The organism is Ruminiclostridium sufflavum DSM 19573, assembly GCF_003208175.1.
Classification (GTDB): Bacteria; Bacillota; Clostridia; order Acetivibrionales; family DSM-1351; genus Ruminiclostridium; species Ruminiclostridium sufflavum.
Window position 1 is genome coordinate 296,832 of record NZ_QKMR01000001.1, and the last position, 24,355, is coordinate 321,186.

General features: G+C 41.3%; 13 protein-coding genes. 3 read left to right on the forward strand and 10 right to left on the reverse strand.

From position 1 onward, the window contains the following. Window positions 1–241 precede the first annotated feature (241 nt). Window positions 242–979 (reverse strand): hypothetical protein, encoded by a 738-nt coding sequence (locus LY28_RS01210; RefSeq protein WP_110460335.1) that lies wholly within the window; start codon window positions 977–979, stop codon window positions 242–244. A gap of 256 nt (window positions 980–1,235) precedes the next feature. After that, window positions 1,236–1,577: a hypothetical protein gene (locus LY28_RS01215; RefSeq protein WP_110460336.1), complete on the reverse strand. Its 342-nt coding sequence runs from the start codon at window positions 1,575–1,577 to the stop codon at window positions 1,236–1,238. 373 nt (window positions 1,578–1,950) lie between these two features. On the opposite strand from LY28_RS01215, the gene LY28_RS01220 reads away from it, so the two are divergent. Then, window positions 1,951–4,140 carry a glycoside hydrolase family 3 N-terminal domain-containing protein gene (locus tag LY28_RS01220; RefSeq protein WP_165835458.1) on the forward strand — a complete coding sequence of 730 codons (2,190 nt, stop codon included), beginning with the start codon at window positions 1,951–1,953 and terminating at the stop codon, window positions 4,138–4,140. Window positions 4,141–4,430: 290 nt separating this feature from the next. Here LY28_RS01220 and LY28_RS01230 read toward each other — a convergent pair whose 3' ends face one another. The 4 genes from LY28_RS01230 to LY28_RS01245 form a co-directional block, all read right to left on the reverse strand. Next, a complete protein-coding gene (locus LY28_RS01230) occupies window positions 4,431–10,775 on the reverse strand; it encodes a type I polyketide synthase (protein ID WP_110460338.1) in 6,345 nt (2,114 codons plus the stop codon). Between the two features lie 71 nt (window positions 10,776–10,846). After that, a complete protein-coding gene (locus tag LY28_RS01235) occupies window positions 10,847–11,704 on the reverse strand; it encodes a hypothetical protein (protein ID WP_110460339.1) in 858 nt (285 codons plus the stop codon). A 356-nt stretch (window positions 11,705–12,060) separates the two neighbouring features. Beyond that, complete coding sequence (locus LY28_RS01240) at window positions 12,061–12,873, reverse strand: hypothetical protein (protein ID WP_110460340.1); 813 nt, start codon at window positions 12,871–12,873, stop codon at window positions 12,061–12,063. A gap of 106 nt (window positions 12,874–12,979) precedes the next feature. Further along, on the reverse strand, window positions 12,980–13,765 hold the full coding sequence (locus LY28_RS01245; protein WP_110460341.1) for a hypothetical protein: 786 nt from the start codon (window positions 13,763–13,765) through the stop codon (window positions 12,980–12,982). 311 nt (window positions 13,766–14,076) lie between these two features. On the opposite strand from LY28_RS01245, the gene LY28_RS01250 reads away from it, so the two are divergent. Beyond that, complete coding sequence (locus tag LY28_RS01250) at window positions 14,077–15,024, forward strand: expansin EXLX1 family cellulose-binding protein (protein WP_110460342.1); 948 nt, start codon at window positions 14,077–14,079, stop codon at window positions 15,022–15,024. Between the two features lie 275 nt (window positions 15,025–15,299). Here the strand turns inward: LY28_RS01250 and LY28_RS01255 are convergent, their stop codons facing one another. From LY28_RS01255 to LY28_RS01270, 4 genes are all read right to left on the reverse strand, one after another. Further along, the gene (locus LY28_RS01255) at window positions 15,300–18,983 is read right to left on the reverse strand and encodes a hypothetical protein (RefSeq protein WP_133250168.1); all 3,684 of its coding nucleotides are present in this window, start codon (window positions 18,981–18,983) and stop codon (window positions 15,300–15,302) included. 77 nt (window positions 18,984–19,060) lie between these two features. Continuing rightward, window positions 19,061–20,047 (reverse strand): hypothetical protein, encoded by a 987-nt coding sequence (locus LY28_RS01260; protein ID WP_110460344.1) that lies wholly within the window; start codon window positions 20,045–20,047, stop codon window positions 19,061–19,063. 17 nt (window positions 20,048–20,064) lie between these two features. Then, entirely contained in the window at window positions 20,065–20,994 is a 930-nt protein-coding gene (locus tag LY28_RS01265) for a hypothetical protein (RefSeq protein WP_110460345.1), read from the reverse strand. 73 nt (window positions 20,995–21,067) lie between these two features. Continuing rightward, a complete protein-coding gene (locus LY28_RS01270; RefSeq protein WP_110460346.1) occupies window positions 21,068–23,305 on the reverse strand; it encodes a hypothetical protein in 2,238 nt (745 codons plus the stop codon). Between the two features lie 453 nt (window positions 23,306–23,758). Here LY28_RS01270 and LY28_RS01275 point away from each other — a divergent pair, with 453 nt between their 5' ends. Then, entirely contained in the window at window positions 23,759–24,352 is a 594-nt protein-coding gene (locus tag LY28_RS01275) for a helix-turn-helix domain-containing protein (protein WP_110460347.1), read from the forward strand. The last annotated feature ends 3 nt before the right edge of the window (window positions 24,353–24,355 follow it).

Consider the following 24,355-nt stretch of genomic DNA (forward strand, 5'->3'; position numbering starts at 1 on the left):
TCCCCGTTCAAATAAAAATCATTTTGCTATAGAATTATACACCTCCGTAAGCCATGCTGCAACAATAGCTTTAATTTATCGGTATCTTAACTTGAAACAGCCCTTTATACCAGTTAATTTTATACTCAATTATTAGAACTATTCCAGTCCCCGCATTTAAAGAAAAACCCTGTAAAGCTGATTTCCCATGCTTTCGAAAAGTCAATTACTGCCGTTCATCCGTCTTGTGGTTTTTCTTCATTCAAGGAATCTCTGAAATATTAAGATTTATATTAAATAAATTGGAATCATTCAAATCCAATTCCTTATTATAACTCATTCCTGAATATTGTTCTTCGTTTTCGGGTATACATTGAACTTTAAAGGTTGTTTTTCCTGCTGTATAATACAAATCAACCGGTATTGTGTAATCAACCTCATTGCTTCCCTCCGGAATTGTTACCTCTGTCTGGAAATCAGCCTCTCCCCTTGCAGAAACTATTATTTTTATTCCGCCTTCGGGAGCCAAGCCGCAATCATATTTTATAGTTCCTGAAATTGTGCGCTCAGACAACCAATCTGTGGTGAAGTCTATATCCGGCACATCAGCTTTCGCTATATCTATTAATAAGCTGTAGATACTTGCAGAATAGCTTGACATTTTCTGTGGTTCACATTTTATTGTAAAAGCACTGCTTCCATTAGTATTATTCAAATTGATCGGTATTTCATAGTAAGCCGTATTATCACCCTCACGAATTAAAGCATCTGTTGTAAAACTGCCCCCGTTTTCACCCATGGCGTACATAGTAATCCATATTCCGCCCTCAGGTGCAAAGCCATTGGAATATGTTATTGTTCCTGAAATTGTTCGGACAGGTGAATCCGCATAGCTATCAAGAGGTAATAAGAACTGTACTATCAGCATACAAAGGAACAGCATTGGGAAATAACTTTTATGAATATGTACCCTTACCGTACTGCTAATTTTTTTAAACATCTGATATCCTCCTTAAAGTTGGTTGTTTTGTATTTTATTCATTATCGAACAGGTAAATTCCTTTATAATTTTAGATTTTTTTACAAAAACAAGCAGGTATACTGTATTTATTATAAATTTATGTATATAAATGCAATAAAATTATATAATATTTTTATTTATTTTGTTAATACAAAAGTCCTCTCATAAATTTAATGGGAGAACTTTTGTATAAAAACTGATATGTGTTAGCCTCAATTGCTCTATAAGGCAGATATTACAAGTTATTATCCTTTCCGGCAGAATTATTTAGCTTTCCGTCATCAAGACCGTCCTTTATCAGCTCAAACCATTTCTGCAGCGTTTTCTCAAACAGACTTTCAGGAATAAAAAATCTGATCCAAGCAGGAATTAGCAAATAGACCTGTGTCAATACCTGTTCAAATCTTTCCTGACCTTTTTGGGATCCTACAATAGTCTGTTCTGCCTGAAGCATTAATTTATTGGCAATCCTTCTGAGCTTATTCCATTTCTTATTTATAATTAAATAAATAATGTAAGCCAAAGCTCCTATTACAACTAAAATTACCCTCCAATAGCTTTCCAGAAATTCCGCCATATTTGTTCCTCTCCTTCTTTCAGGACATTCCTATAAAAATTCCGGAATAAGATTTTTTAAATTTTCAACTATATATTAAGTAATTTATAATGGAAATTAACAACCTGTCTGTGGTCATTATCCTTTGGCAATTATATCGTTCAAACTGCTTCCGGTTGAAAAAATATTATCTTCAATGTAATATGTATAAAGAAGCTGGTTAAAAGCATGCTTTAGCTGAAAGGCAATAGACTATCCCTGTATTTCAGCCTGATTAAACTGCTCAAACCAGCCCTATGCCATAATTTATAAAATTGTAAAAATATCTGGACAGGAGGTGAAGAGTCCATGCCGTTACAAAATGGATTTTTATATCAGAATACAGGGCATGGCTATGTTAATGGAATTTATATATCAGAATCCCGCACTTTCACCGCAGGAACGAACAAACAACTTACTTTCGCTCATGACATTAGAAGAAAAAGTCGGACAAATGATGCAAATAAGCTATAATACATTAAGTGCTGAAGAGGCAGAGGATTGGGCAAGTAATAAAAAGGCAGGCTCCTTCCTGCACGTTCTGGGCAAGAAGGCGGAACACCTTCAGGAACTGGCATTATCAACACGCCTTGGCATTCCTATAATATTCGGAATTGATGCAATACATGGCCATGGGCTTATGAACGGCTCAACTATTTTCCCGTCCCAGCTTGGAATGTCCTGCAGCTGGAATCCCGAGCTGCTTGAAAAAGCAGGCAGGGTAACCGCCAGGGAAGCTGCGGCAGACGGCATACATTGGACCTTTTCACCGGTTCTTTGCATTGGCAGGGATTTGCGCTGGGGACGCATAAATGAAACCTTCGGAGAAGATTCATATCTGATAGGTGTGCTGGCCTCTGCCATTATAAAGGGTTATCAGGGCAAAAGCCTGTCTGACGCCGACAGTATTCTTGCCTGTGCAAAGCATTATCTCGGATATGGAGAAAGCACAGGCGGAAAAGATGCCTATGATACAGAAGTGACCTGCAGAAAAATCCGGGAGGTATTTCTTCCGCCTTTCAAAAAAGCCATCGAGGCAGGCTGTGCAACCTTTATGACAGGTTATCAGTCTATTGACGGCACTCCGATGGCAATAAATAAAAAGCTGCTGTATGACATACTGAAGCAGGAGCTTGGCTTTAAAGGCTTTGTAGTAACAGACTACAATAACACTGGAAGTCTTGTAACCCTGCAGATGGTTTCTCCTGATCTCGATGATGCTTCAAAAAAGACTGTTGAAGCAGGTAATGATATGATTATGGCCACAAATGATTTTTACGAGTCGGCAATCCGGCTTGTTAAGTCGGGCCTGCTTTCCGAATCCTTGATAGATGAAGCTGCTGGAAGAATATTATCAATCAAATTTTCCTCAGGTCTTTTCGATGTCAAAAAGAAAAGCGGCTATGCCAGCAGAAGCGTTATCTCCTGTAAGGAGCACCTGCAGGTTAATATGGAGCTGACAAGACAATCAATCGTATTACTTAAAAATGATAAAAATATTCTCCCGCTGAACAAAAGCACAAACATTAAAAAGCTGGCGGTAATTGGGCCAAATGCCGATAACTTAAAAGCACAGCTGGGGGACTGGACCTTTTTTACTCATCCCGATCCAAATCCCGAGGCGGTTCCCGCTTTTGAGTATTATACCATGCTTAGAGGCATTTCTGAGCGTTCCCGTTTAAAAGGGATTGAAACGGTATATCATAAAGGCTGCGATATCCTTGATGATGAGAATCAGAATATTGAAGACGCAGTTTCAGCAGCAGCAGCTTGTGATGCCATTATAGCGGTTATAGGGGATTGTGTGGAGCAAAACGGGGAATTCAAGGACAGAGCCAATCTGGATTTATCAGGGGCACAGCAGAAGCTGCTTAAAGCTTTGAAGGCTCTTGGCAAGCCGCTGATTGCTGTATTGGTAAACGGAAAGCCTCTATGTGTTCCGTGGCTTCAAAAAAATGCCGATGCCGTTGTCGAAAGCTTCAATTCCGGTATATTGGGCGGCAAAGCAGTTGCAGAGCTTCTTTACGGTGATTTTGTCCCCAGCGGAAAGCTTACTGTTTCCTTTCCTTATCACAGCGGTCAAATTCCTGTTTACTATAATCAGCTAAGTGGCTGGCACAGTCCGAAATATATGGATCTTGCCGAAAGAAATGCACTTTATCCCTTTGGCTTCGGGCTGTCCTACACAAAATATCAATACTCAAATCTCGTGCTGTCTTCCGCTGTATGCGGCAAAGAAGATACTGTTGCGGTGCAGGTTGATATTACAAATACAGGAGAATACGCTGGTACCGAAATTGTTCAGCTTTATATAAACGATAAGGTCAGCTCTGTAATGACACCTGAAAAGGAATTAAAAGGCTTTGAAAGAGTATCTCTTAAAGCAGGAGAAACAAAAACCGTAACTATGAGCCTTCAGATATCGGCCCTGGCAATTGTTACCCCTGATGAAAGATATGTGGTTGAGCCCGGCGAATTTGAAATTATGGTCGGTCCTGACTCAAAAGCTTCAAGCCTGTTGAAGAAAACCCTGACAGTATGTTGATAATAAAGGAGCCGTTGTCAGCGCTGGCTGCTGTACCCGTTTGGATGTGCAGAATGTCAATTCCATGCTGTTTCTATTATTTTGCTCAAATCATCGTACTTTGGTTTCCAGCCTAACAGATTAATTGCTTTTTCTGCTGATGCCACAAGTGTGCCGGGATCTCCCGGTCTCCTTGGTGCATCTGTATTAAATAATAATACAAAAAAAAGAAGCTCTTAACTGTATTTTTGCATTTACAATTAATAGCTTCTTCATTATTATAAAAAATAATGTATTAAGGTTAAATATTCCTATCTCACAGCAACAAAATTATCTTTATTTCCTTCTAATATTTCATTCAGAACTACCTCTGAAATTTCAGAAATTGTAGCACCGCGCAATAAATACAATGCCCTGAAGCGCACGCCTGTCTTTTTAAGTATCTCTGCAGCCAGTTCCTGCGCCATCAGTGAATCGATTCCCAATTCCACAAGGTCTGAATTGCTTTCAATCCGGCTGCTCTCAATTTTAAGGATTGCCGCAGCCATATTGACAATGTGGCCTGTTACCGCAAATATACGCTGGGAGGAGTCTTCCCTTATAATCCTTCTTCTGAATGCATCAAGCTCATCATCAACGGAAGCTTCAGCTTCTTCCTTCACAAGTTCCGCAATACGGCCTGCAGGCATTGAAATGTCAGAAGCCCACTTTTTCCAATCCATATTAAAAATACCTATCTGCGTACATTCCCCGAATAATGCAGGTAAAATACACCTTAAGCCCTGACGCGATGTAATGCCCTTTATTCCTATCCGTTCAAGGTGAGCTTTCAGCCTCTCATTTCCGGCAGCCATACCTACATCCTCAATGACTCCCCAATTGATGCTCAGACCCTTTTGTCCCAAGCCTCTTCTGTACTGCATCAAGCCGTCAAGAAAAGCATTGGCGGCAGCATAGTTTGCCTGAGAGCTATTGCCCGTCATTGAGGCCACAGATGAATAGCAAATAAAGAAGTCAAGTACATTATCCCTCAAGGCATGATGAAGATTCCAAGCCCCCAGTGCCTTTCCCTTCATAACAGCCTGAATCTGTACGTCAGTCAGCGAGTCCAGTGCGGCATCGTCAATTATTCCCGCCGTATGAATAACACCTCTAATCTCCGGGAAGGCGGCTTTACACCTGTCAATAGCCTGAGCCAGAGCCAGACCGTCTGAAATATCCACTCTTTCATCTAAAATACGTACACCCTTTATTTGAAGCTCAGACACAGTCTTCTGGGCTTCCGGAGTGTTACCTCCGCTTCTGCTCAGCACAATAATATTACGGGCATCATGTTCAGCCAGCCATCTCAAAGTTTCCAGCCCCATGCCTCCCCAGCCTCCTGTGACTACGTAGGCAGCGTCCTCCTTTATAAAGCTGTATGAAAGCCGGGTGCTCAACGGTACAGGCTCACCGTATACCTCCAGCACCGCAGCCCATGTTATTTCACCTTTTGCACGGATTTTCAGCAGCTCCTCTATTCTTGTTATGCTTAACGGCTTTACCTCAAACTTATTCATAATTGAACCAAGCTCTTTTAATTGCCCTAAAATGCTCCCTAGCCTTTCAGAGCTGTCAAAGCATAACGCCTTTGTATTCATAATATGGAACTGAATCCCTTTTGCAAATACACGCACAGGTATTTTCTCGGATTCATCGGAGCCGTCATCAAAGCATATATATTTCCCTCCGTTTGAAGAAAGCTCGATACTCTTTTGCATCAAAAGTCCGGCAGAGCTTACAATAATATTTATTCCCTTCCCACAGGTTACCTGCCGTACTTTGTCTATAAATCCGAAATTGCTTGAGTCCAAAACATAATCCGCTCCTATTTCTGCAAGCTGCTCTCTTCCATGCTGCCCGTCATGAGTTGCAAAAACCTCGGCACCCTTCCACTTTGCCAGTAAGACAACTGCAAGCTGTATTCTTCCAATCACCTGATGAACTAATACAGTTTCTCCTTCATGCAGATTACCTTTATTGAAAAGCACCTCATAGGCAATAATCCATTCCGGCAATGTAACCGCTTCATGGAAAGACATTCCCTCAGGTGCCTTGATTACGGCACCTGCAGGCAAGGTTGCAAACGACCTTATATTTTCCTGAGGACTTAACACAACAACTCTCTGATTTTCCGACAGCTCTGACACAGCATCTCCTACACGTGTTACAGCTCCGCAGCAATATGAAAGTATTCTTTCTCCTGACGGATTCCTGACAACAGCAGAAAGATTTACAGGATAGCACGTATGTACTGCTATTTCAATTTCATCCTTTGCCGGTGCCCTTCGGGCTGTTTCCGCAAAATGCCCCGAATCAGATTGATACATAAAGCTTGCAGCTTTTTCTGCCAAACTTTTTTGATCTTTTAATTCATATCTTTCCAATCTGGCTGCATAACGGATATTATTACGATAAGCAATTTCTGTTTCCTTGTCAGCCGCCATAATTTCACTTAACAAATCAGCCGCACCGGTACCCGGAATAAGGCTGTTCAAATCAACAACCCTGACCTGATAATCCGCATATTCAAGTCCAAGCACTCTGGCAAAGCCTATCAGAGCATTTTGTCCGGGATTCCTGCAAAGAATATCCTTTCCTACCGCTTGGGCACGGCAAAGGCCAATACAGAATTTACAATTCTGATTTGATATGGCTTTTCCCATAGACTGTACTATATGAGTTAAATCTGTCACATCAACCGTTCCTGCGGCATACAGGGAGTAATCCGTATCTCCTTTATCCTGAATATCCAGTCCCCATAAATATACAACGGCACCAATGTCCCTGTCTGAAATATATCTGAACAGCTGTTCAATATCCTCAGAGGAATTGCGCCTTACCTTAAATTTATCAGCTCCCCAGCGTTCAAATTGCCGTCCTTCCGACACTTCTACACATGAAATCCTGCGGCTTACAGCTTCGCGGAGCAACTGCGCACCAATCCCCTTTTGATCTGTAAAAACAAGCCATGTCTGAGGCTTATATAAAATTTCTCCGGCTGCAGCCGGCTTTGATACCTGCACCCATTTATTGATATATTGAGCGGGCAGCTCGCTGCCTATAGCTTTTTTATCAGCCGCAAGGCCTCTCACTGCCACATCCTTCAGCTGGACACAAAGATTATTTTCGCTGTCATATATGGCTATGTCGCCATGAATCTCCTGATAATTCCTTGCAGTTATCCTTCCATGACACCATGCGCTGCTGCCGGGTTTTTTGCAGAAATATATGCTTCCGATAGAAAAAGGAATATACAGCCTGTCTTCCCGTCGAAGCTCATCAGCCGCCAACGCCAGAAGTGATTGGAATGCCCCGTCTAAAAGAGTGGGATGAATAAAATACTCCTTCACCTCATCTTTATAATCCTTGTTGACCTCAACTTCCGTCAATATTTCATCCTTATCAGCAAAGCCCTGCTTCAAGGTTTTAAAACCGGAACCAAATTCAAGACCCAGTTCCTTAAGCAGCTGATAGAAAGCATCAATCATCAGAGGTTTAGTATTCTTAGCCGATAATTGCTCACGTTCCAAAGAAGGCAGACCTTCCGGAAGGGTCAAGGTGAACATTTTCCCGCTTGCATTTTTAACCCATGCAGAATCAGCTTTCAGGGAGCGGCTGTAAATACTGAAGGCCTCCCCGTCAGAATCCTTCACCAGCCTCAGGACAGGAGAGCTCAACACCTCCAAGGTCTGGTGGAACTTAAAATTCTCCAGTAAAATCTGACTGCCCTTTTTTAAATTTGCAGCCAATGCCATCTCAACATAGCCTGCACCGGGAAATATAACCTCCTGCTGAATACGGTGGTCATTCAAATATCCTTGTCTGACAAGCGACAACTCGCCTTCCCATACAGGCAAAGGCTCATCCTTTTTTGCTCTCAGCAGAGGATGCCCCGGTATACCTAATCTGTCTGCCTTAGACAGCTCAGTTTCATACCATACGGTTTCCTTGTCCCAGGGATATGAGCCAAATCGGACCAAATTTCCCGAGGGATACAGCTTTCCCCAGTCAATATGAACTCCGCGCGCAAACAGAGCTGCTATTGAAACACATAAGGTCTTAAACTGAGGTTCTTTACGATTCTGTGAAGCAAAGGTTTCTCCCTCCGTTCCCTGTAACCCGTCTTTTATTGCAGAAGCAAGCACCGGATGAGGACCTATTTCTATAAAAGTATTATATCCGTCTTTTATCATCTGTGAAATTGCAGCTGAGAAACAAACCGTATTCCTTAAATTTTTCCACCAATAGCCGGCATTATGTGCAGCTTCCTGCACCTGCTCTCCTGTCACACTTGAATACAGAGGAATCTCAGGTGCCTGCGGAGACAGCTTTTGCAAGTCTTGAAGAAATTCTTCATTTAGGGATTCCATCTGATAGCTGTGATATGCAACCTCCACCGCAAGCAGACGATTAAAATGCCCTTCGGCAGACAGTTTTTCAGATACTGCCTGAAGAGCCTCGGGGCTGCCGGATAAGGTAATGGAATTAAAGCTGTTTATAGCTGCTATAGAAACAAATTCATCCATCCCCTCCAAATAAGGTACAATTTCCGTTTGGGACAGCTGCACTGCCAGCATCCTTCCTGCACCCGCCTTCTGCTGCTGCAGACGGCTTCTGTTGTAAGTAACGGTTAAAGCTTCTCTCAAGGTAAGAGCTCCGGCAATATATGCGGCAGCAATTTCTCCTACACTGTGGCCTATAATACCTGAAGGGGTTAACCCATATGTTTTTGCTATTTCAGCCAGCATAACCTGAAGCACAAAATTACCGGGCTGTGCCTGCCACGGTTCATTCATCGGCAATCCCGAGCCATCTGAAAACAACTCCTGCAAGGACCATCCTGCTAATGGCTTCCATACTTCGTCGCACCTAGCCAAAATTCTTCGGGCATTTTCATCCTTTTCAAGCAGTTCCATTCCCATTCCCCAATATTGAGGCCCCATACCGGTAAAAACAAAGGCACATTTAGCCTCATTTACCTTTTTTCTTGGACCGGTAATAACACTTCCGTATGTCTTTGCTTTAGAATTAAATATATACAGACTTTCACGCAATTCTTCCATATTGGAAGCAACAGCCGCATATCTGTGTTTTAAATGGCTTTGCCGAACTCCAAGAGTGTATCCGATATCCTCAATATCAACATCAAAGCTTTTTTCAAGTGTGGCAGAAATTCTTCTGATTCTCTGCAAAAGTGAATTGGAAGCTGCAGCCGTAACCGGAAAAATCATCGGCCTTTGCTGCCTCTGAGTCCGGATATGCTTGATTTTGGGAGCCTCCTCCAGAATTATATGTGCATTAGTGCCTCCAAAACCGAAGGAATTAACACCTGCCCGTGCAGCTCCCTTGTGCTTGGGCCATGGAGTAAGCTCCACAGGCACCTTCAGCCTCAATTTATCAAAATCAATTTCAGGATTAGGCTCCTTGAAATGAAGATTAGGTGTAATAACCTTGTTCTTCAGGCATAAAACAGTTTTTATCACAGCCGCCACAGCCGCTGCCGCTTCAAGATGTCCTATATTGGTTTTGCACGAACCGATAATAAGGCTGGAGCTGCCGGAACGCTGGGTTGCCACAGCCGTGCCGATCGAAGTTGTTTCAGCCTTATCACCTGCCTTTGTGCCTGTTCCATGAGCTTCAATATATTGAACATCCTCCGGAAAAACACCTGCATGCTGATACAGCTCCTCCAGAAGTTTGATTTGCGAATCTGCATTGGGTGCGGTGATGCCATCGCTGTGCCCATCCTGATTAACGGCAGAGTCCACAATAACCGCATGGATTGGATCTCCGTCCTGTATAGCGTCGGTCAGGCGTTTTAAAATCAAAATTCCCGCTCCCTCACCCCTGCCATAGCCGTCTGCGCTTTTGTCAAAGGTTTTGCACCGTCCGTCAGCAGCAAGAAAGCCTCCCTTGCACATGGAAATCATATACTCGGGACGTATCATTACATTTACTCCCCCTGTCACGGCAAGATTGCAGCCGCCACTCAGCAAGTCCCTGCAAGCCAGATGTATGGCAACCGCAGAAGAAGAGCAGGCTGTATCTACAGTCAAACTGGGGCCTCTCAAATTGAAGGTGTATGAAATTCTGTTGGACAGCATACCAACGGTAGAGCTTATAGCTGTATGCGTTGTAATAGCCTCTCTGTTATATACATTCAGCAAATGAATCTGATTATCTAATGTAAAGCCTCCTATATAAACTCCGCTTTTAGTGCCTGACAGATTGCCCGCAACCACACCTGCATCCTCAAAGGCTTCCCATGTGAGCTCCAAGAGCAGGCGCTGCTGCGGATCGAGAGGAGTAGCCTCACGGGTGGAAATACCAAAAAACCCCGAATCAAACTGGTCAATTCCTTCCTGTAAAAATGAGCCCCGCTTGACATAAGCTTTACCCGGCACTTCCGAATCCGGACTATAAAACTTTTTGATATCCCATCTGTTTTCTGGAATTTCACAGGAAGCATCCCTTTTATTTTTTAACAGATTCCAGTAGGCCTCAGGATTTGAAGCGCCTCCCGGAAAGCGGCATGCCATTCCGATAATAGCAATGCGTGTTTCCTCGCAGTTATTCAGCTTATTTGAGTTGTATGTATTTTTATATGAATTCATTTTCTTTTCCTTTGTGTTCTCCTATTTTTTGCGTACTCTTTATAAAGCCTGTGAGTACGTATAAAAGCTTCCTACAAATTGCATGTCCAATTAACGGCTTGTGTCCCCATCGGAGCAGAATTGTCATTCAACCAGCTGTGCAGATTTGCATCCGTCTGCCCCATAAGATAGGCGGAATAAGAGGCCATTTCCTTATAATCCAGATGAAAAACGCTTCTATACAGCTGGAAATTTGTACAGTCAGAGGTGTATACAGGTGCATTTTTACCGCTTCCTTTATGCTTTTCCTCTACCATTTCCACAAATGTTTTATACATATATATTTTACAACCGTCTTCTACGTTCAGTGCATTCTGAACAAACAGATTCATCGTTTCACTTGTATTCGGGCAGCTGGATGCCGCTCTGGCTATAGCCCAAAGGCTGTCACTCAAGGTGTTTAAATCGGCAGGCTGTATTCCCTTGTAATATCCAAGTATTATATTGATGGTAGAAGCCCAGTCAGAGCCATATGAACAGTTTATCTGATCATTTACTTCATTGGCCAGCACCGGGCATTGAAACAGTTCCTTTACATATCTTAAATAATCATTCATATTTCCTGCCTGAGCCGGATCAGAGGGATTAAAGCCTGTTTTCTGCTGAGTTAGCGCTAAAATCATAGCCAAAACAGTTGCCGGGCTCTGTGCAAGAAGTTCCTGTGCCTGTGCTGTCTGCCCCGTTACCTTGTAGTTTATATACCTGCTGTCCGCATTTAATGCATCACCTGCATTTGAACCAACCAAACGGGTATTGCATACTACAGGACAAGGTGTACTGTTATCTGCCGCCGTCATAAAATTCTGCGGCTGCAATTCTATTGCCTTATTTATTTTGCTAAATTCAGGTTTGCCTAGATTACCAACCCATTCAATAAATTTATTAGTCATAGGAATACCTCCGTTAAAATAAAAGGACTTTTGTCAAAAAACAATCCTGCTGATATAAATATTACATAGGGGCTTAAATATTTTGTTGAAACTTATTATATAAATTTATCACCCGGCTTTTTAACATAAAAAGTTAACGGTGCGCAAGCTTATAACCGGCTTATTACCAAAATAATCGCTTGAATTTATATATTCATTCACAAACAAATCGGCGTATATCGTACATGCACATCAATATATGCAGAACTCAACGCCGACCTGCTGAACAGATTAATTTTTAAGGCTGTTTTTAATCAGAATAATCAACTCTTATACTAAAATATTAATATTGCACATTAAAAATTATTTGCCTGCCTTTACAGGCTGAGAACATTATCAGTCTGAATCCATTGGCTTATAGGAGCAAAGCCTGCACTATTGATGATATGAGAGGCATTATTCCTCCAGTTAGCACCCTCCATTATAATTCTGGCAGAAAAGCCCTTGGCCAATGCCGAGAACTTGTAGCTTTTCAATATACCTGCCGTACAGGTGACTTCAATAGTTCCCGCGTGTATTTCCAGATAAGCATCGAGGTCTCCGCCTGTTTGCATATTATAAACAACCAGCTTATAAGTATTGTTTCCCATTTCATCCAGACATTTTTGAATTTGCCCGGTAAGGTTTTCGTTATTTATGCAGCTATCCTCAAAAATAAAGTTCTGCGTAATGGAATCCGGCATAACCTCTTTTTTATTTGTAAATGTTCCTGCTGCATTAAATGCTTTATTTTCCTCTATTCTGACCAGAGGACACTTTGTCAGTGTCGTAACAAATTGATTAAATTGAGCCAATGTATTTTGCCCTTTTTCAGGTGAAAAGCCTGCATTTCTCTGACAGGCACAAAGTATGGCTGCCATTCCTGTGACCGGTGAAGCCTGTAATTTATTAATAAAATCGGCATTAGAAGCTCCGTATTCAATAAACAAATCATTTATTTCCTTGTCAGCCTGCTGCAGTTGAGCTTTATTATCTCCAACCAGTTCAGCCAAAGATAATACTGTATCTCCCAATGTCTGTATTTCAGCCCCGAAAAATTCATTCCCGCCTGTACCTGTATTCTTATTAGCAGAAGACAACCTATTATTATCTTTTAAAAAGCAAAACCATTCATTTAACTTTTGTTCCACAATATGCCTCCTATTTGAGTAACAGCATTGCCGCCGGCTATATTCAAAAGGAAGTATTCCTTGTCTTAATATATTAACAAAGAATACTCCTTTAAAAAGCTGCTGATTATTGCAATGCCGGTATTGGTTGTGTGCCGGCTGTCGAAGTTTTGTTGTCATTTAGCCAATCGTCAATAGAACCGTCAAATGCTGCCTTAACCTTCTGCCAGTACATTGGCCATAAATCACTCTGGAACTCCAAGCGCAGCTTCAAGATATCAAAGGAACTCTGCTTTGTATCATAGCCTTTTCCCTTTTGCTCTATAAATGATGTTTTACTGCTGTATAAATAGTAGGATACAACATTATCCACATTAATTACATTTTGTACAAAAACAGACTCCGTTTCCTCGGTACTCATCTTTGAGGATGCTGCCTGCGCTAGATTCTTTAAGCCTGTTACAATTGAATTTTTATCCTTATCCGCAATACCCTCAAAAGTATCAGCAATGGAATCAATCATTGTATTCCAATCGCTGCTGGTCTTTGTAATACTTTGGTGATCAGACAGCTTTATTATAAAAAGAGGGCAATTAACCAGTTTTTGAACAAAAGCCTGATACTGTGTGGTTGTTGAACCTGCATTATCCAAATCTGTGGGATTATATCCGGCAGAAACTCTTGCCATGTTAGCCAGATTGGCAGCTCCTAAAGCAGGGTTTGATGCCCAATCTGTGTTACTCAAGGCACCCGAAGCACCTGATCCGGTTAATGCCGCCTGTGATGGCGCAATATTACTGCCGTTTGACATAAGCTTATTCACGTCGCATACTTCTGGAGTTGCAAGTAATATGTTGCTGCCCGGATGATTTACCTGCAGCCATGCATTTAATTTCAAGTCAAAATCGGTCATTTTCTTGTCTCCTTTTCATCTTGCAATAATAATGTTGCTATTTTTAAAAAATGTTTATAAATGGTATTTCATGTACAATTTTAGCAGAACATAATATAAATTACAATATTTTTTTCATCTATTTATTATTTTTGACAAAATATTAAATATTTTTTATTATTATATAAATATTACATTAATATTAAATATTAATATTTTTTGTATTTCACAAGCAGTCATAGGAGCTTTTGAAATGTTGAAAGCTTGTGATATATTCCATATTATAGTAGAATATTATTAAATTTATTCTAATTTTATATATGGGTGATTACATGAAAATATACAATTTCAAGAAAAAAGCAAGCGTTCTGATTATTTCCTTGATTTTTGCTTTGGCATTTTCTTCCGTACAAGCCTTTGCAGCTTGGGATGATTGGCATTACGGCTATGCTACATATACAGGCTCAGGCTATTCGGGAGGAAATGCACTTCTTGACCCCATAAATCCGGACATGGAAATTACAGCTCTTAATACAGAGGATTACAACAGCTATGGAGTTAATTCCTCTCTTGCCGGGGCATATCTGGAGGTGGAAGGTCCGGCGGGAAAAACAGTTGTTTATGTAACAGACAGGTATCCCGAAGGAGCAAACGGCGCATTGGATCTTTGTCCCATCTCCTTTGGCAAGATCGGAGATATGCTGGCTGGAAAAATTGATATAAAATGGCGTATTGTAAAAGCCCCTGTCACAGGAAACCTTTCTTACCGCATTAAGGAAGGAAGCAGCCAGTATTGGGCGGAAATTCAAGTGAGGAATCACAAATATCCTGTATTGAAAATGGAATACTATAAAAACGGAGAGTGGATTAATATGGAAAAGCAGCTGTACAACCATTTTCATGGGGAACAAATGGGAACAGAGCCTCTTCAGATAAGAATCACGGATATTCTTGGCCAGTCTGTAACCGATACCCTGCCGGCCCTTCCCGGAGCTATAGAAGCGGAAAGCTCAGCTTACATTGTTTCCGGAAATGTTCAATTTCCGGATTATAATTCAAATTCAAAAGGAATAATCGGTGATGTCAACTCTGACGGCCATGTCAATTCACTTGACTATGCCGCAATGAAAAGCTATCTGTTGGGAAGCATAATAGATTTTCCTGCTTCAGATGACCTATGGGCAGGTGATGTCAATGGGGATAATGAAATAAATTCAATTGACTACTCTTTAATAAAGAGCTTCCTGCTCGGAATTATCACCGAATTTCCAAAGCATTAGCCGGCATATCCGCTTTTGCTGCATACTCTCCCTTTTTTAACTGGAACAACCCCTCCTTTCTTATTGAAAACTAGCTGCTCTAGCTTGTAAATGAGAAATCCGGCTGGCAGCTCCAAGTATTTCCTAACTATATCCTAAGCACACATGTAAAAAAAATAAGGGCTGCTGCATTATATTGAAGCTTTAATACTTGTACGTGTAATTTCAGGAGGCAGAATATAAAACACATAGAATTATCAAATTCAGCAGCCCTTATGGTGGAGTTACAGTAAAAATCAAACCGTTTGCAGAGTTATAATACCATCCGCGGTATTTGTGGCAAGAACAAGAATTTCCAGCGCAAGTGCTGTTATTCCATATGTGCTTACCACCAACGGCCCGACCAGTGCAAACCGGAAAAGCTGGGAGCCCATGGGTGACATTATAGCACGTGCCTTAAGAGAATCTGACAAATCTTTTTTACGGCAGATATACCAGATTTGCATTCCAATATGTACGCATCCCCACAAGGTTGCGGTTAAGTCTCCTACCTCAGTAGGCAATTCCTTTTTGCTTATAATATTTATACCAAGCAATACTCCGCTTCTGCCCGGACCGCAAATGAGATTACACAGCCATATAATATTGCCCAAGCCGTTAGTATCTCCACAGCTTAACCCGCCGGCATTTTCCTTTAATGCCCATGGAGTTGAAAATGCGGAAGAACCGAATGCACAAATAAGATTTGCGACACCAATCGTACGGCTTGAAAACGGCAAATCCGGCTGCTCACTGAGCTTGGCCGCAGCTGTCGCCGCTATGTTCATCGTCTCGGTAATTATCCTTACAAAATAGATAGTTCCGCCGAAAACCTTAAAAATAGGGCCTATAACAGCTTGAGGAGTAATATCCGCATTACTTGCCATCACACATACCTTGCTTTTTGCAGCAATTCCGCTTTGCTCTGCAAGCCACTCCGCCGTAAATACCTTTTCAAATTCCTGCAAAGCTTCATCGGTCGGAAAAGGAGCCTTATTCTCGGTAATTTTGAAAATCAGAGTTCCCGGGATGGCAATTATATAGGATAACAAATCCATTGCAGAGAAGGTAAGACTCTTTCCGCTGAAAAACTCGTACAAATCTGATACAAACGGAATTTTCCATTCTTCATTAAGCAGCTCCCTGACCAGAATAACAATATCGGCAACTATATCAAATATTGAAAGAATAATTCCCTTTGCTGTATCAAGAACAAACAGCATACTTGCTTCCATCATTTTTATGGCACCCTTGACAACAAGATTCAGAGCTTGGTCCGGATGCTGTCCTATAGCTGTAAAATATGCTACTGCCTCATCAAAAGCTTGTTTTCCGTCACCATATTCAAAATTATCAGCCAGACTTACAAGCATATCCACCAATTCCTCAATTTTTTCCTTTGAAGAAAAATTAACCTCTTTCTGTATCAAACAGCTTGTCTGCGCAGGCTCCGCATTTATATAATTTTCCTTATAGGCATTAAGCATAACATTATGGGAGCTGCCATCCTTATATACTTCCTTGCCTGCGGGGTCTTCAAAAGCAGCGCAGTATTCTCCTATGCTTCCTTCACCGGGCATTTTCCCTATAAACTCATCCACAGCCTTCTTCAGTTCGTCAGAGATACCGTCCAGTGCCTGACTGACCTGCTCCTTTACAGCCCTTACCCCTATAACAGTGAAATCCAGTGCGGCATTAATGGTGTGCTTTACTGCATCGGCAGTACGGCTGATATCCTCCAGATTAAAGAAAAAAGCAAGCCATGCATATAAATCCTTAAAAAATACTTTCAGCTTTGCCCATATCCCTTCAATTACATCAAATGCCTGCTGGAAGGCCTTAACCACAGACTCAAACACTTTGGTAATGCCATCTATCACAAATTCGGCAACAACCTTAATAGTTTCAACAAGCTTTGTAACCGGGTTAATAATAGTTGTTACTATAATTTGCTTAAGCCCTTCCCATAGAACTCCTGCCCCCTGTTTAATCGAATTCCACAGATCCCCCCATTCTATGCCTAAAAATGAACCGGAAGCATTAACGGAGCAGAGGTTTGAAATATACATACCGGCTCCCTCAGCATCTAAAGCTTCAAAGAGGAGACCCCCATTATCATCAAAAATAACACGCCAGTGCTGCTCGCTTACATCACTCATATCAAGCTTGTAGCAGCTGTCCTGTGCTCCGCGGGTATGGTAGCGAAGCCCGTTTGTATTCCGGTTCGTTTTCAGGTAGCAGAGCCTCGGATCAGATGAGTTGAGTTGAGTCATACCTATGCTTGCCGCGTTCTGCATAACACTTTTAACAGCCTCGGCATTTTTTTCCCGTTCTTCAGCTGAGCCCTGTACGAGCAGCTGCCCTTCGGCACCTCGGGCATTAAGGATTTCATCCGTTGTTATATTATGCATTTTTGCTTGCAGCATTAGGTTTGGTTCTATTGTAACACCCTCCCCCCCCTGCATATCCGCAGTATTTATAAAAAAGGTGGGAGAAGCAAGGCTGGTGGTGCTGTAATTAAACGAAACCATTCCTGCGGCATCAGCCTTTGCGGAAACCTGCTGCAATGGGCTTGCAATGTATGCAAGTCCGTTAATGCGGATAGTTGAGGTAACTGATGTATTAAGGCGCACATCTGCAAAAGGATATGCCGCTCCATTAGGATAAAGCACAGCAAGCTCAACACTGTGTGTAGGAACAGGTACCATTTTGGCAGCTTCCTCTATCATTACAGGCATTGAGAACCATTGTGTCGTCTGAGGGCTCTGGCAGAACCGGTACATATATGCGGCTTCCCCCTCACCTGCATTCTGAGGATAATGCATACTGTTTATGCCTTGCGCGGTATTATATTGGGAAACCGTGTAGGCCTCAGAGTATCCTTGAGCATTCTGAGCCACCTCAAACTGTGAGTTCGGTACGGGATTTGACAGCGGAAACAGCTCCGTCCAGCCTGTGCGATCACCCTTTTCATTTTTAGTTTCACGGGATATATAAAGAGTCCCCCGGGAATCGTCCTGTATCCCGAACACTTCGATTATGCCTGTTGAATTTATAGCAGTACGTATATTCCTTATCTTTGTCACATTGCTGACCAAGGTCCAAGGCTCCCATTCAATTTTACCTGTTGAGGAATACTTCTTTTCACGCTTGACGTATACTCCTCTATCCTTGTCCGACACAGCAAATATATTCAGACGTTTGTCAACATCCTGAATAACCGAAATGTCAACAGCCTTTAGTCCGCTTAAGCAGGTAAAATATGAAAATCTGGAGCTGGAATCGGAAAACAGAACAGATTTATCAGTGCCAATGGCATAGAGCGCATTCTGCACAGGATTATTATGGCACATGGCAATTTGATATGCCTTTGCATCGGCGCTGCTGCCGGAGCTTTCCTTGATAGGAACCCAATCACGGGAAGCCCATGTTCCGTCAGACTTCATAAAGCTGCTGCAAACTGTATTATCCTCAAGAATAACATTTGCATACACATTTTCATATTTTTTAGCAGCCAGAAACCTTATAATTTTTTTTACTGCCTGCACAGGCTGGCTTACCTGCTGCCGGTAAGTCTTATTTTCAGAGTCATACACAGATAGTGTAAGCTTTCCCTCTTCATTCACACCCATAACATCAGGGTTATTTTTGCCGGATTTACCTTCATATATGCTTAACATACCGGCTTTAAAGCCCAGTTCGGTTTGAGTCCACGGAGCATTGCTATTGCTGTTTTGCCGAATTCTATATACATAATTTTCAGTACCCACCGAATAAATATCCAGATTACCTTCGTCGTTTAAAAACAAGCCGAAATCAGAACCGGGTTTTATGGGGCGAACTATTTCAAATGTTTCCATAAAACGTGTACTCACCTGCAATTGATGACTCGTTTCCGAATCTGTCTGGCCTTTATTTTCTATTTTATTTATATTAATCATTTTAACCTCCAAGCCGAGTTTCGGCGCTAAATGTTTAATTTCCGGTATTCCCACTGAATCTTGAAAATTTCCTGATGTCATGGCAGTGTTAATCCAAATGTCACCGAAGCCCTTCCTCGTGACGACATAACAATTCCAAATACACCGTGATGAGTTATAAAACCGCGCTTATGCGCAATGGGACGGCTGATTTCTTCGTACAGCGAGGAATCCCATCCCTGTCTTTTGCTTAGTTCCAAAATTGCGGCCCGTATACTGTGATCTCCCCCAAAAAGAGCATTAGCAAAGGTATAAAGAGAAAAAGCACTATTGCTTTTATTATTATTTGTATATGGACAGGGAACAGCATAACTGAAGCCATAGTCACTGGCACCGGGCAATTCCCAGTTAACAGGACGCCTGTATGCCTGAAAAAGGTAATCCGTTACATCCCCCGCATAATCCCGCAATCCCACAGGAGACATCAAAGCAGGCAAATCCTGCGGCCACACATAGGTTGTGTCATAGTAAAGTTCAAGGGTATGCGAATCACCATTATAGCCTATCATCCTAAGTCTTGCCGGGCGAGTGAACGGGCGGCTTATAATCGCTTGCTCCCAAGCTTTGACTTCAGGACTGTTATCCGGATAACACGGTACTTCCATATACAATTTAAAGCTGTTTCCGTCACAGCTATGCCGGCTCCCCAGCCAAGCTCCGTATCTCAGGGAGCCTTCCTTCTGGATGGAATGAACAAATCTGCTCAGCACCGGAGGTATTTCAGAGCCATTGAGCTCCGAAAATAGTTCCTCGGCATAATTCAACCTCTCGGAAGGAGGTATTTCGGGGCCTGTAACCTCAGCAGTAATTCTCAGAGAAGGATCATCTGAAACGAAAGCAACTTCAACGGGGAATCCGGTTCGTCCAAGTGAGCTGAAATTCCAAAGATGCTTCGGCTCAACTGAGGAACCCAGTAATTTCTTCAGCATCACCTGCAAGCAGGCAGATGCAGCTTCAAAATTATCACCTAATGCTGCAAGCCTCAAAATATGGTCAATATCGGGACAACCTGCAATAGAGTTCATTTTCCGCACCTCTCCGTCTATTGGTTAAAGGGTTCTGCGGGCAGAACCACATAGTTATTAAACGGCTCCTGCTTCATACCTGTTGTAATCGGGTCGGGGAAAGCTTCAATATAATATGAAGCCTCCCAATAATATGGCTGCCTGTTGCTGATATTATCCAAGTAGCCCCAATAAAGCGACCCTGCAGCAGCATCAAATTTCAGAATGCCGCAGGGAGTATCCTTATCATTGGTATCACAGGGATAAAGGCAGACCTTAACCATCTTGTATTTAGTCCAATTTACTCTCTCAGAATCAACCTCTATGGATATCCAGACTACATCAGTACTCACAGGAATAATGCATTGATTGCTGGTATTCTTTGGTATACTGCTGATTTTCCCTTTTTTACTGATGATATTTCCCTCATAGACAACAACAGCACGTTTGCAATCTACCACAGGATACCGGATACTGCATGTTTTGGCTTCAGATGTTAATACAGCCTGCTTTGCCTTGCCGGTAATTTCCCAGTCCGGGCCCCGTTCATTATAATAATAGCTGAGCTGTATCCTGTCAGTGTAATCATCTTTATACATCATATCTACAGAAAGAAATTGAGCATATCTGTATTCGAACGGATTGTTTATAAAATTGCAGGAACCGGCGGCTAAGTTATTTTGTCTGTATGTACCGTCCTCAGTACGGAATTCAAGGTCATAAAGCATCGGTACAATGTCTGTATACTCAGGCTGATTCGGCGCCAGTATCTTTAAAGGATTGGCCTTATTAAGCATAAAGCTTCCTATGAGCTCACCCAAGCTGTAAATAACCTGAATCTCTTTTATAAATTCAAAGGAAATATTTACGCACAGAAAAATATATGTTCCTGTCTTGATATTATCAGGCAGCCCTGAAACAGCCTCAATATTTAAGGCATCCGAAACAGGCTGTTTTTTTTGATTCATTGAGAAAGCCTCCTCTAATCCGGGAATCAAAGAGTATCCTTACAAAGCTTCCGAACTTGATTTCAGTTAAATACTACTTTTTATTTCCAGCAACAAGTCTATGAATGACAAGTTCTTCCGACTCCCCATCCTTTGGCAGTACAATACCCAAATCTGAGGATTGCGCTTCTTTTATATAGCTGTCCGGTACATCGCCGCTGTGATAATATGTACCGTCATAATAGTATACAAGTTCATCATCTAAGGGCTTATCTATGTCAAAATATTGTTTTTGCACAGTCCCGGTAATAGCCCCTTCCGCATCATGCATAGGGCGGAAAGTAAGCTGTGCCAAATTTTTTCTGCTGTCTGCATCAGCCCTTGCGCTATGTATGTCAGCAGCCTTTACAGGGCTGTCCTTCAATTGATAAAAATTAATCCTTACCTGCTCCACTCCCTCCTTCCATTGTATCTGGGAGGGGTCTACCTCTATTGTATCAATCTCGCTGATTGGTGAAAAATCTATAAAGCCCGTCTGATTTTTTAAACCGTTTACAGACTTAACCTTACCGTCTGAATATATTAATTTACCGGAAAGAGACACCACACTTCCATTTGGATTTTCCACCACAGTCAAGTCCCAAGGCTCTCCCTCATCATATTCCATCGAAAGATCAGGTTTGAAGTTCCATGTGTTATTTAAGCCTGTCAAGCCATTCTCATAATCATCATAAGTTGCTCTGATTCTGACTTGTTTTATTTGCACACCCCCGTCTTCCGGCAAATTGTTATTTACATAAACATTAAACTGATTTGTACTGAAGGGAGAAGAAATAACAATGGTATCACTGTTGCTTGATATAGGCGAAACCTCATACTGCCTGCCGTTTTTCAAAACATATGTCAAAGCATAGCTGTATGGATTTGTGCTTGGCAAACCTGTGCGGCTCACAATCTTATAATCCTTATTATTTTCTATGATTTTTATTTGTTCAGATTTATTAGGTAAATTGCCCGGAGTAATATAATAGAAATCCAGCAGTACATAATTGACAGCATTATCAAAATCCACATTTGCAGCACGAAATGTTGCGCTCTGTACGCCTAGCGCAGCCGCAGGCAGAATGACCCGGGCATTTTCACTTGGAATCCACGGTGAAGTATACGGCGTAAGCTTTGTTTCTATTTCAAAGGTAACTATGTACTGGTATTGGTAGGATGCTTTAAAAATTCCGCCTTCGTAGTATCCGTCAGCCTCAAGTGTCCAGTTTGAGCAATCCTCCTGTGTGAATGTATGTGACGGTTCCGGCTGCAATGTTGGATATTTGACATTAACCTGCACTGACTTTATTTTATTCTGGCTGAGATCATCCATAATAGTAAAATTAATCGTTAGGCTTCGGTTATCCACTCTTGAAAAATGTTTTTCCCATTCGTTTTCATTAAATCTCTTGAACTGCGAGCCCATAGGACTGACATTAAAATCAACCACTTGATTTTCTTTGTAATTCCTGCTGAACGAAGAAGTCTGATTCAAGGAAAATTGGTCTGCATGAGCCTCACCCAAAAGCTTTACAGCATCGTCAACAGCTTTGTTAACAAGTCCTTCCAAGGTAATCCATGCCCAGTCATAAACCCTTTGCTTCATTTCCTCGTCAGGATTGGGTATATTCCATTTAATATCTGTGTTTCCGGCATCCGAGTTCTTTAGGTATTCCTTAACTGCCGCTTTCCTGCTGGTTTCCTTGCCCCATATATTCCGATCAACCTCCACTGTTTTCTCATATTCAAAAGCCAGTACAGAATCATATTTTACGGTGACATCTACTGCGGGAAGCTTAGATAAAGCCATACCTTCATATTGCATAAAGAAAGGCGAAACTCCCTGATCCCCTGGTCCAAAGGCATCCTTAAAGCAATTTACCGCTTCCTGATCCGGAAGGAATATATCAAATGTAGCCTGATTTTCTGCAAATTGAGCAGGAGTGGCATTTGCAACCTGCTTTTCACCTTTTAAATCATATGTAAAAAAGCTGGTAATATTTACCCAGTTTAGTTGTCCGAATACAATGTCTTGTCCCAAATATTGTTTTACAACACTTCTTTCCTCATCACTTACATACAGCTCAACAGTAAAATTACAATTGCCTGTAATGCCGGTGTCAGTAACAAATTCCCTCAGAGTAAACATTTCCTGTCCAATGGTTTTATCTATAGCAAATCGAGGTGTGGGTACGATATACCACGTATTTAAATCGTCAAAATCACCATAGACTGTTACCCTCTGTGAATCTCCATAATTAAAAACTATACTTTTCTGAATATTGATCATTACAAAACCCCCCTGAAAATTTTATAATCATCCATAGCAGCGCCGTCATGAATGGTATCATTCTTACAATCATATTACTTCATTATAAATGACATGTCAATAATTATTTGTTTTAGGATATAATTATATTAATATGTCTTTTACTGGTATTATAATGGCATGTATTATAATTATTTTCTGCTATTCTACCACTATCCTTTAATTTATAATTAAATTTGTCATTTTAAATGAATATTACTCAAAAACAAATAGTCATAATTAATGAATCTTATTGAGTTTTTCTTAATTTTATGATAACCTAATACTTACAAATGCAATTGCCAAGGAAAAAGTCAGTTACTATCGGCCGGCAGAAGCTCTTTGCAGTTGCTTTCTTGATTTTTATACAGCTACCCGGTGTAAAGGCTTGTAAACCTTACCGAACTTTTGTCCTGATTGGGCATGGAGGTTAAAATGGACGAAATATTTAATATAATTATCATTGATGATGATCGTGGAATAATTGAGGCAATTAAGGCAAATCTGCCAAGCGAGTATATTGTCGACGGCTATACCAACTCAAAGGAAGGGATAGACGCAATTAAAGAAAACAAATACGATCTCCTCATTCTTGACTATTTTATAGATAATCTAAACGCAGAAGCAGTTACGGAAAAAATAAGAAAATTCGATGACGAAATTTATATAATGCTATTAACAGGCAGAGCTGAAGAGGTTCCGGCAATAGAAACCCTGAAAAAAACAGATATTCAAATGTACTGCGAGAAATCGGCGCATTTTGAAAAAATACTAATAATGATTGAATCGGCCATAAAATCAATCTGTCATTCAAGAAAAGACGGAAGCTTTGGAATACGGCTGAAAAAATTACGAAAAAATGCAAATTTAAGTCAGGAAGATTTGGGAAAGCTTCTGGGGCTTGGAAGAACTGCCGTTGCAAATTGGGAAACAAATCAAACAGAACCGACAGGCGAAAATATTAAAAAGCTTGCAGATTTATTCAAGGTTACCACAGACTTTTTACTGGGATATAAGGCTAATTTTTAATGC

Coding starts and splice junctions, on each gene's coding strand:
- LY28_RS01210 (WP_110460335.1), bottom strand. CDS start 979: ATGTTTAAAAAAATTAGCAGTACGGTAAGGGTACATATTCATAAAAGT.
- LY28_RS01215 (WP_110460336.1), bottom strand. CDS start 1,577: ATGGCGGAATTTCTGGAAAGCTATTGGAGGGTAATTTTAGTTGTAATA.
- LY28_RS01220 (WP_165835458.1), top strand. CDS start 1,951: ATGTTAATGGAATTTATATATCAGAATCCCGCACTTTCACCGCAGGAA.
- LY28_RS01230 (WP_110460338.1), bottom strand. CDS start 10,775: ATGAATTCATATAAAAATACATACAACTCAAATAAGCTGAATAACTGC.
- LY28_RS01235 (WP_110460339.1), bottom strand. CDS start 11,704: ATGACTAATAAATTTATTGAATGGGTTGGTAATCTAGGCAAACCTGAA.
- LY28_RS01245 (WP_110460341.1), bottom strand. CDS start 13,765: ATGACCGATTTTGACTTGAAATTAAATGCATGGCTGCAGGTAAATCAT.
- LY28_RS01250 (WP_110460342.1), top strand. CDS start 14,077: ATGAAAATATACAATTTCAAGAAAAAAGCAAGCGTTCTGATTATTTCC.
- LY28_RS01255 (WP_133250168.1), bottom strand. CDS start 18,983: ATGATTAATATAAATAAAATAGAAAATAAAGGCCAGACAGATTCGGAA.
- LY28_RS01260 (WP_110460344.1), bottom strand. CDS start 20,047: ATGAACTCTATTGCAGGTTGTCCCGATATTGACCATATTTTGAGGCTT.
- LY28_RS01265 (WP_110460345.1), bottom strand. CDS start 20,994: ATGAATCAAAAAAAACAGCCTGTTTCGGATGCCTTAAATATTGAGGCT.
- LY28_RS01270 (WP_110460346.1), bottom strand. CDS start 23,305: ATGATCAATATTCAGAAAAGTATAGTTTTTAATTATGGAGATTCACAG.
- LY28_RS01275 (WP_110460347.1), top strand. CDS start 23,759: ATGGACGAAATATTTAATATAATTATCATTGATGATGATCGTGGAATA.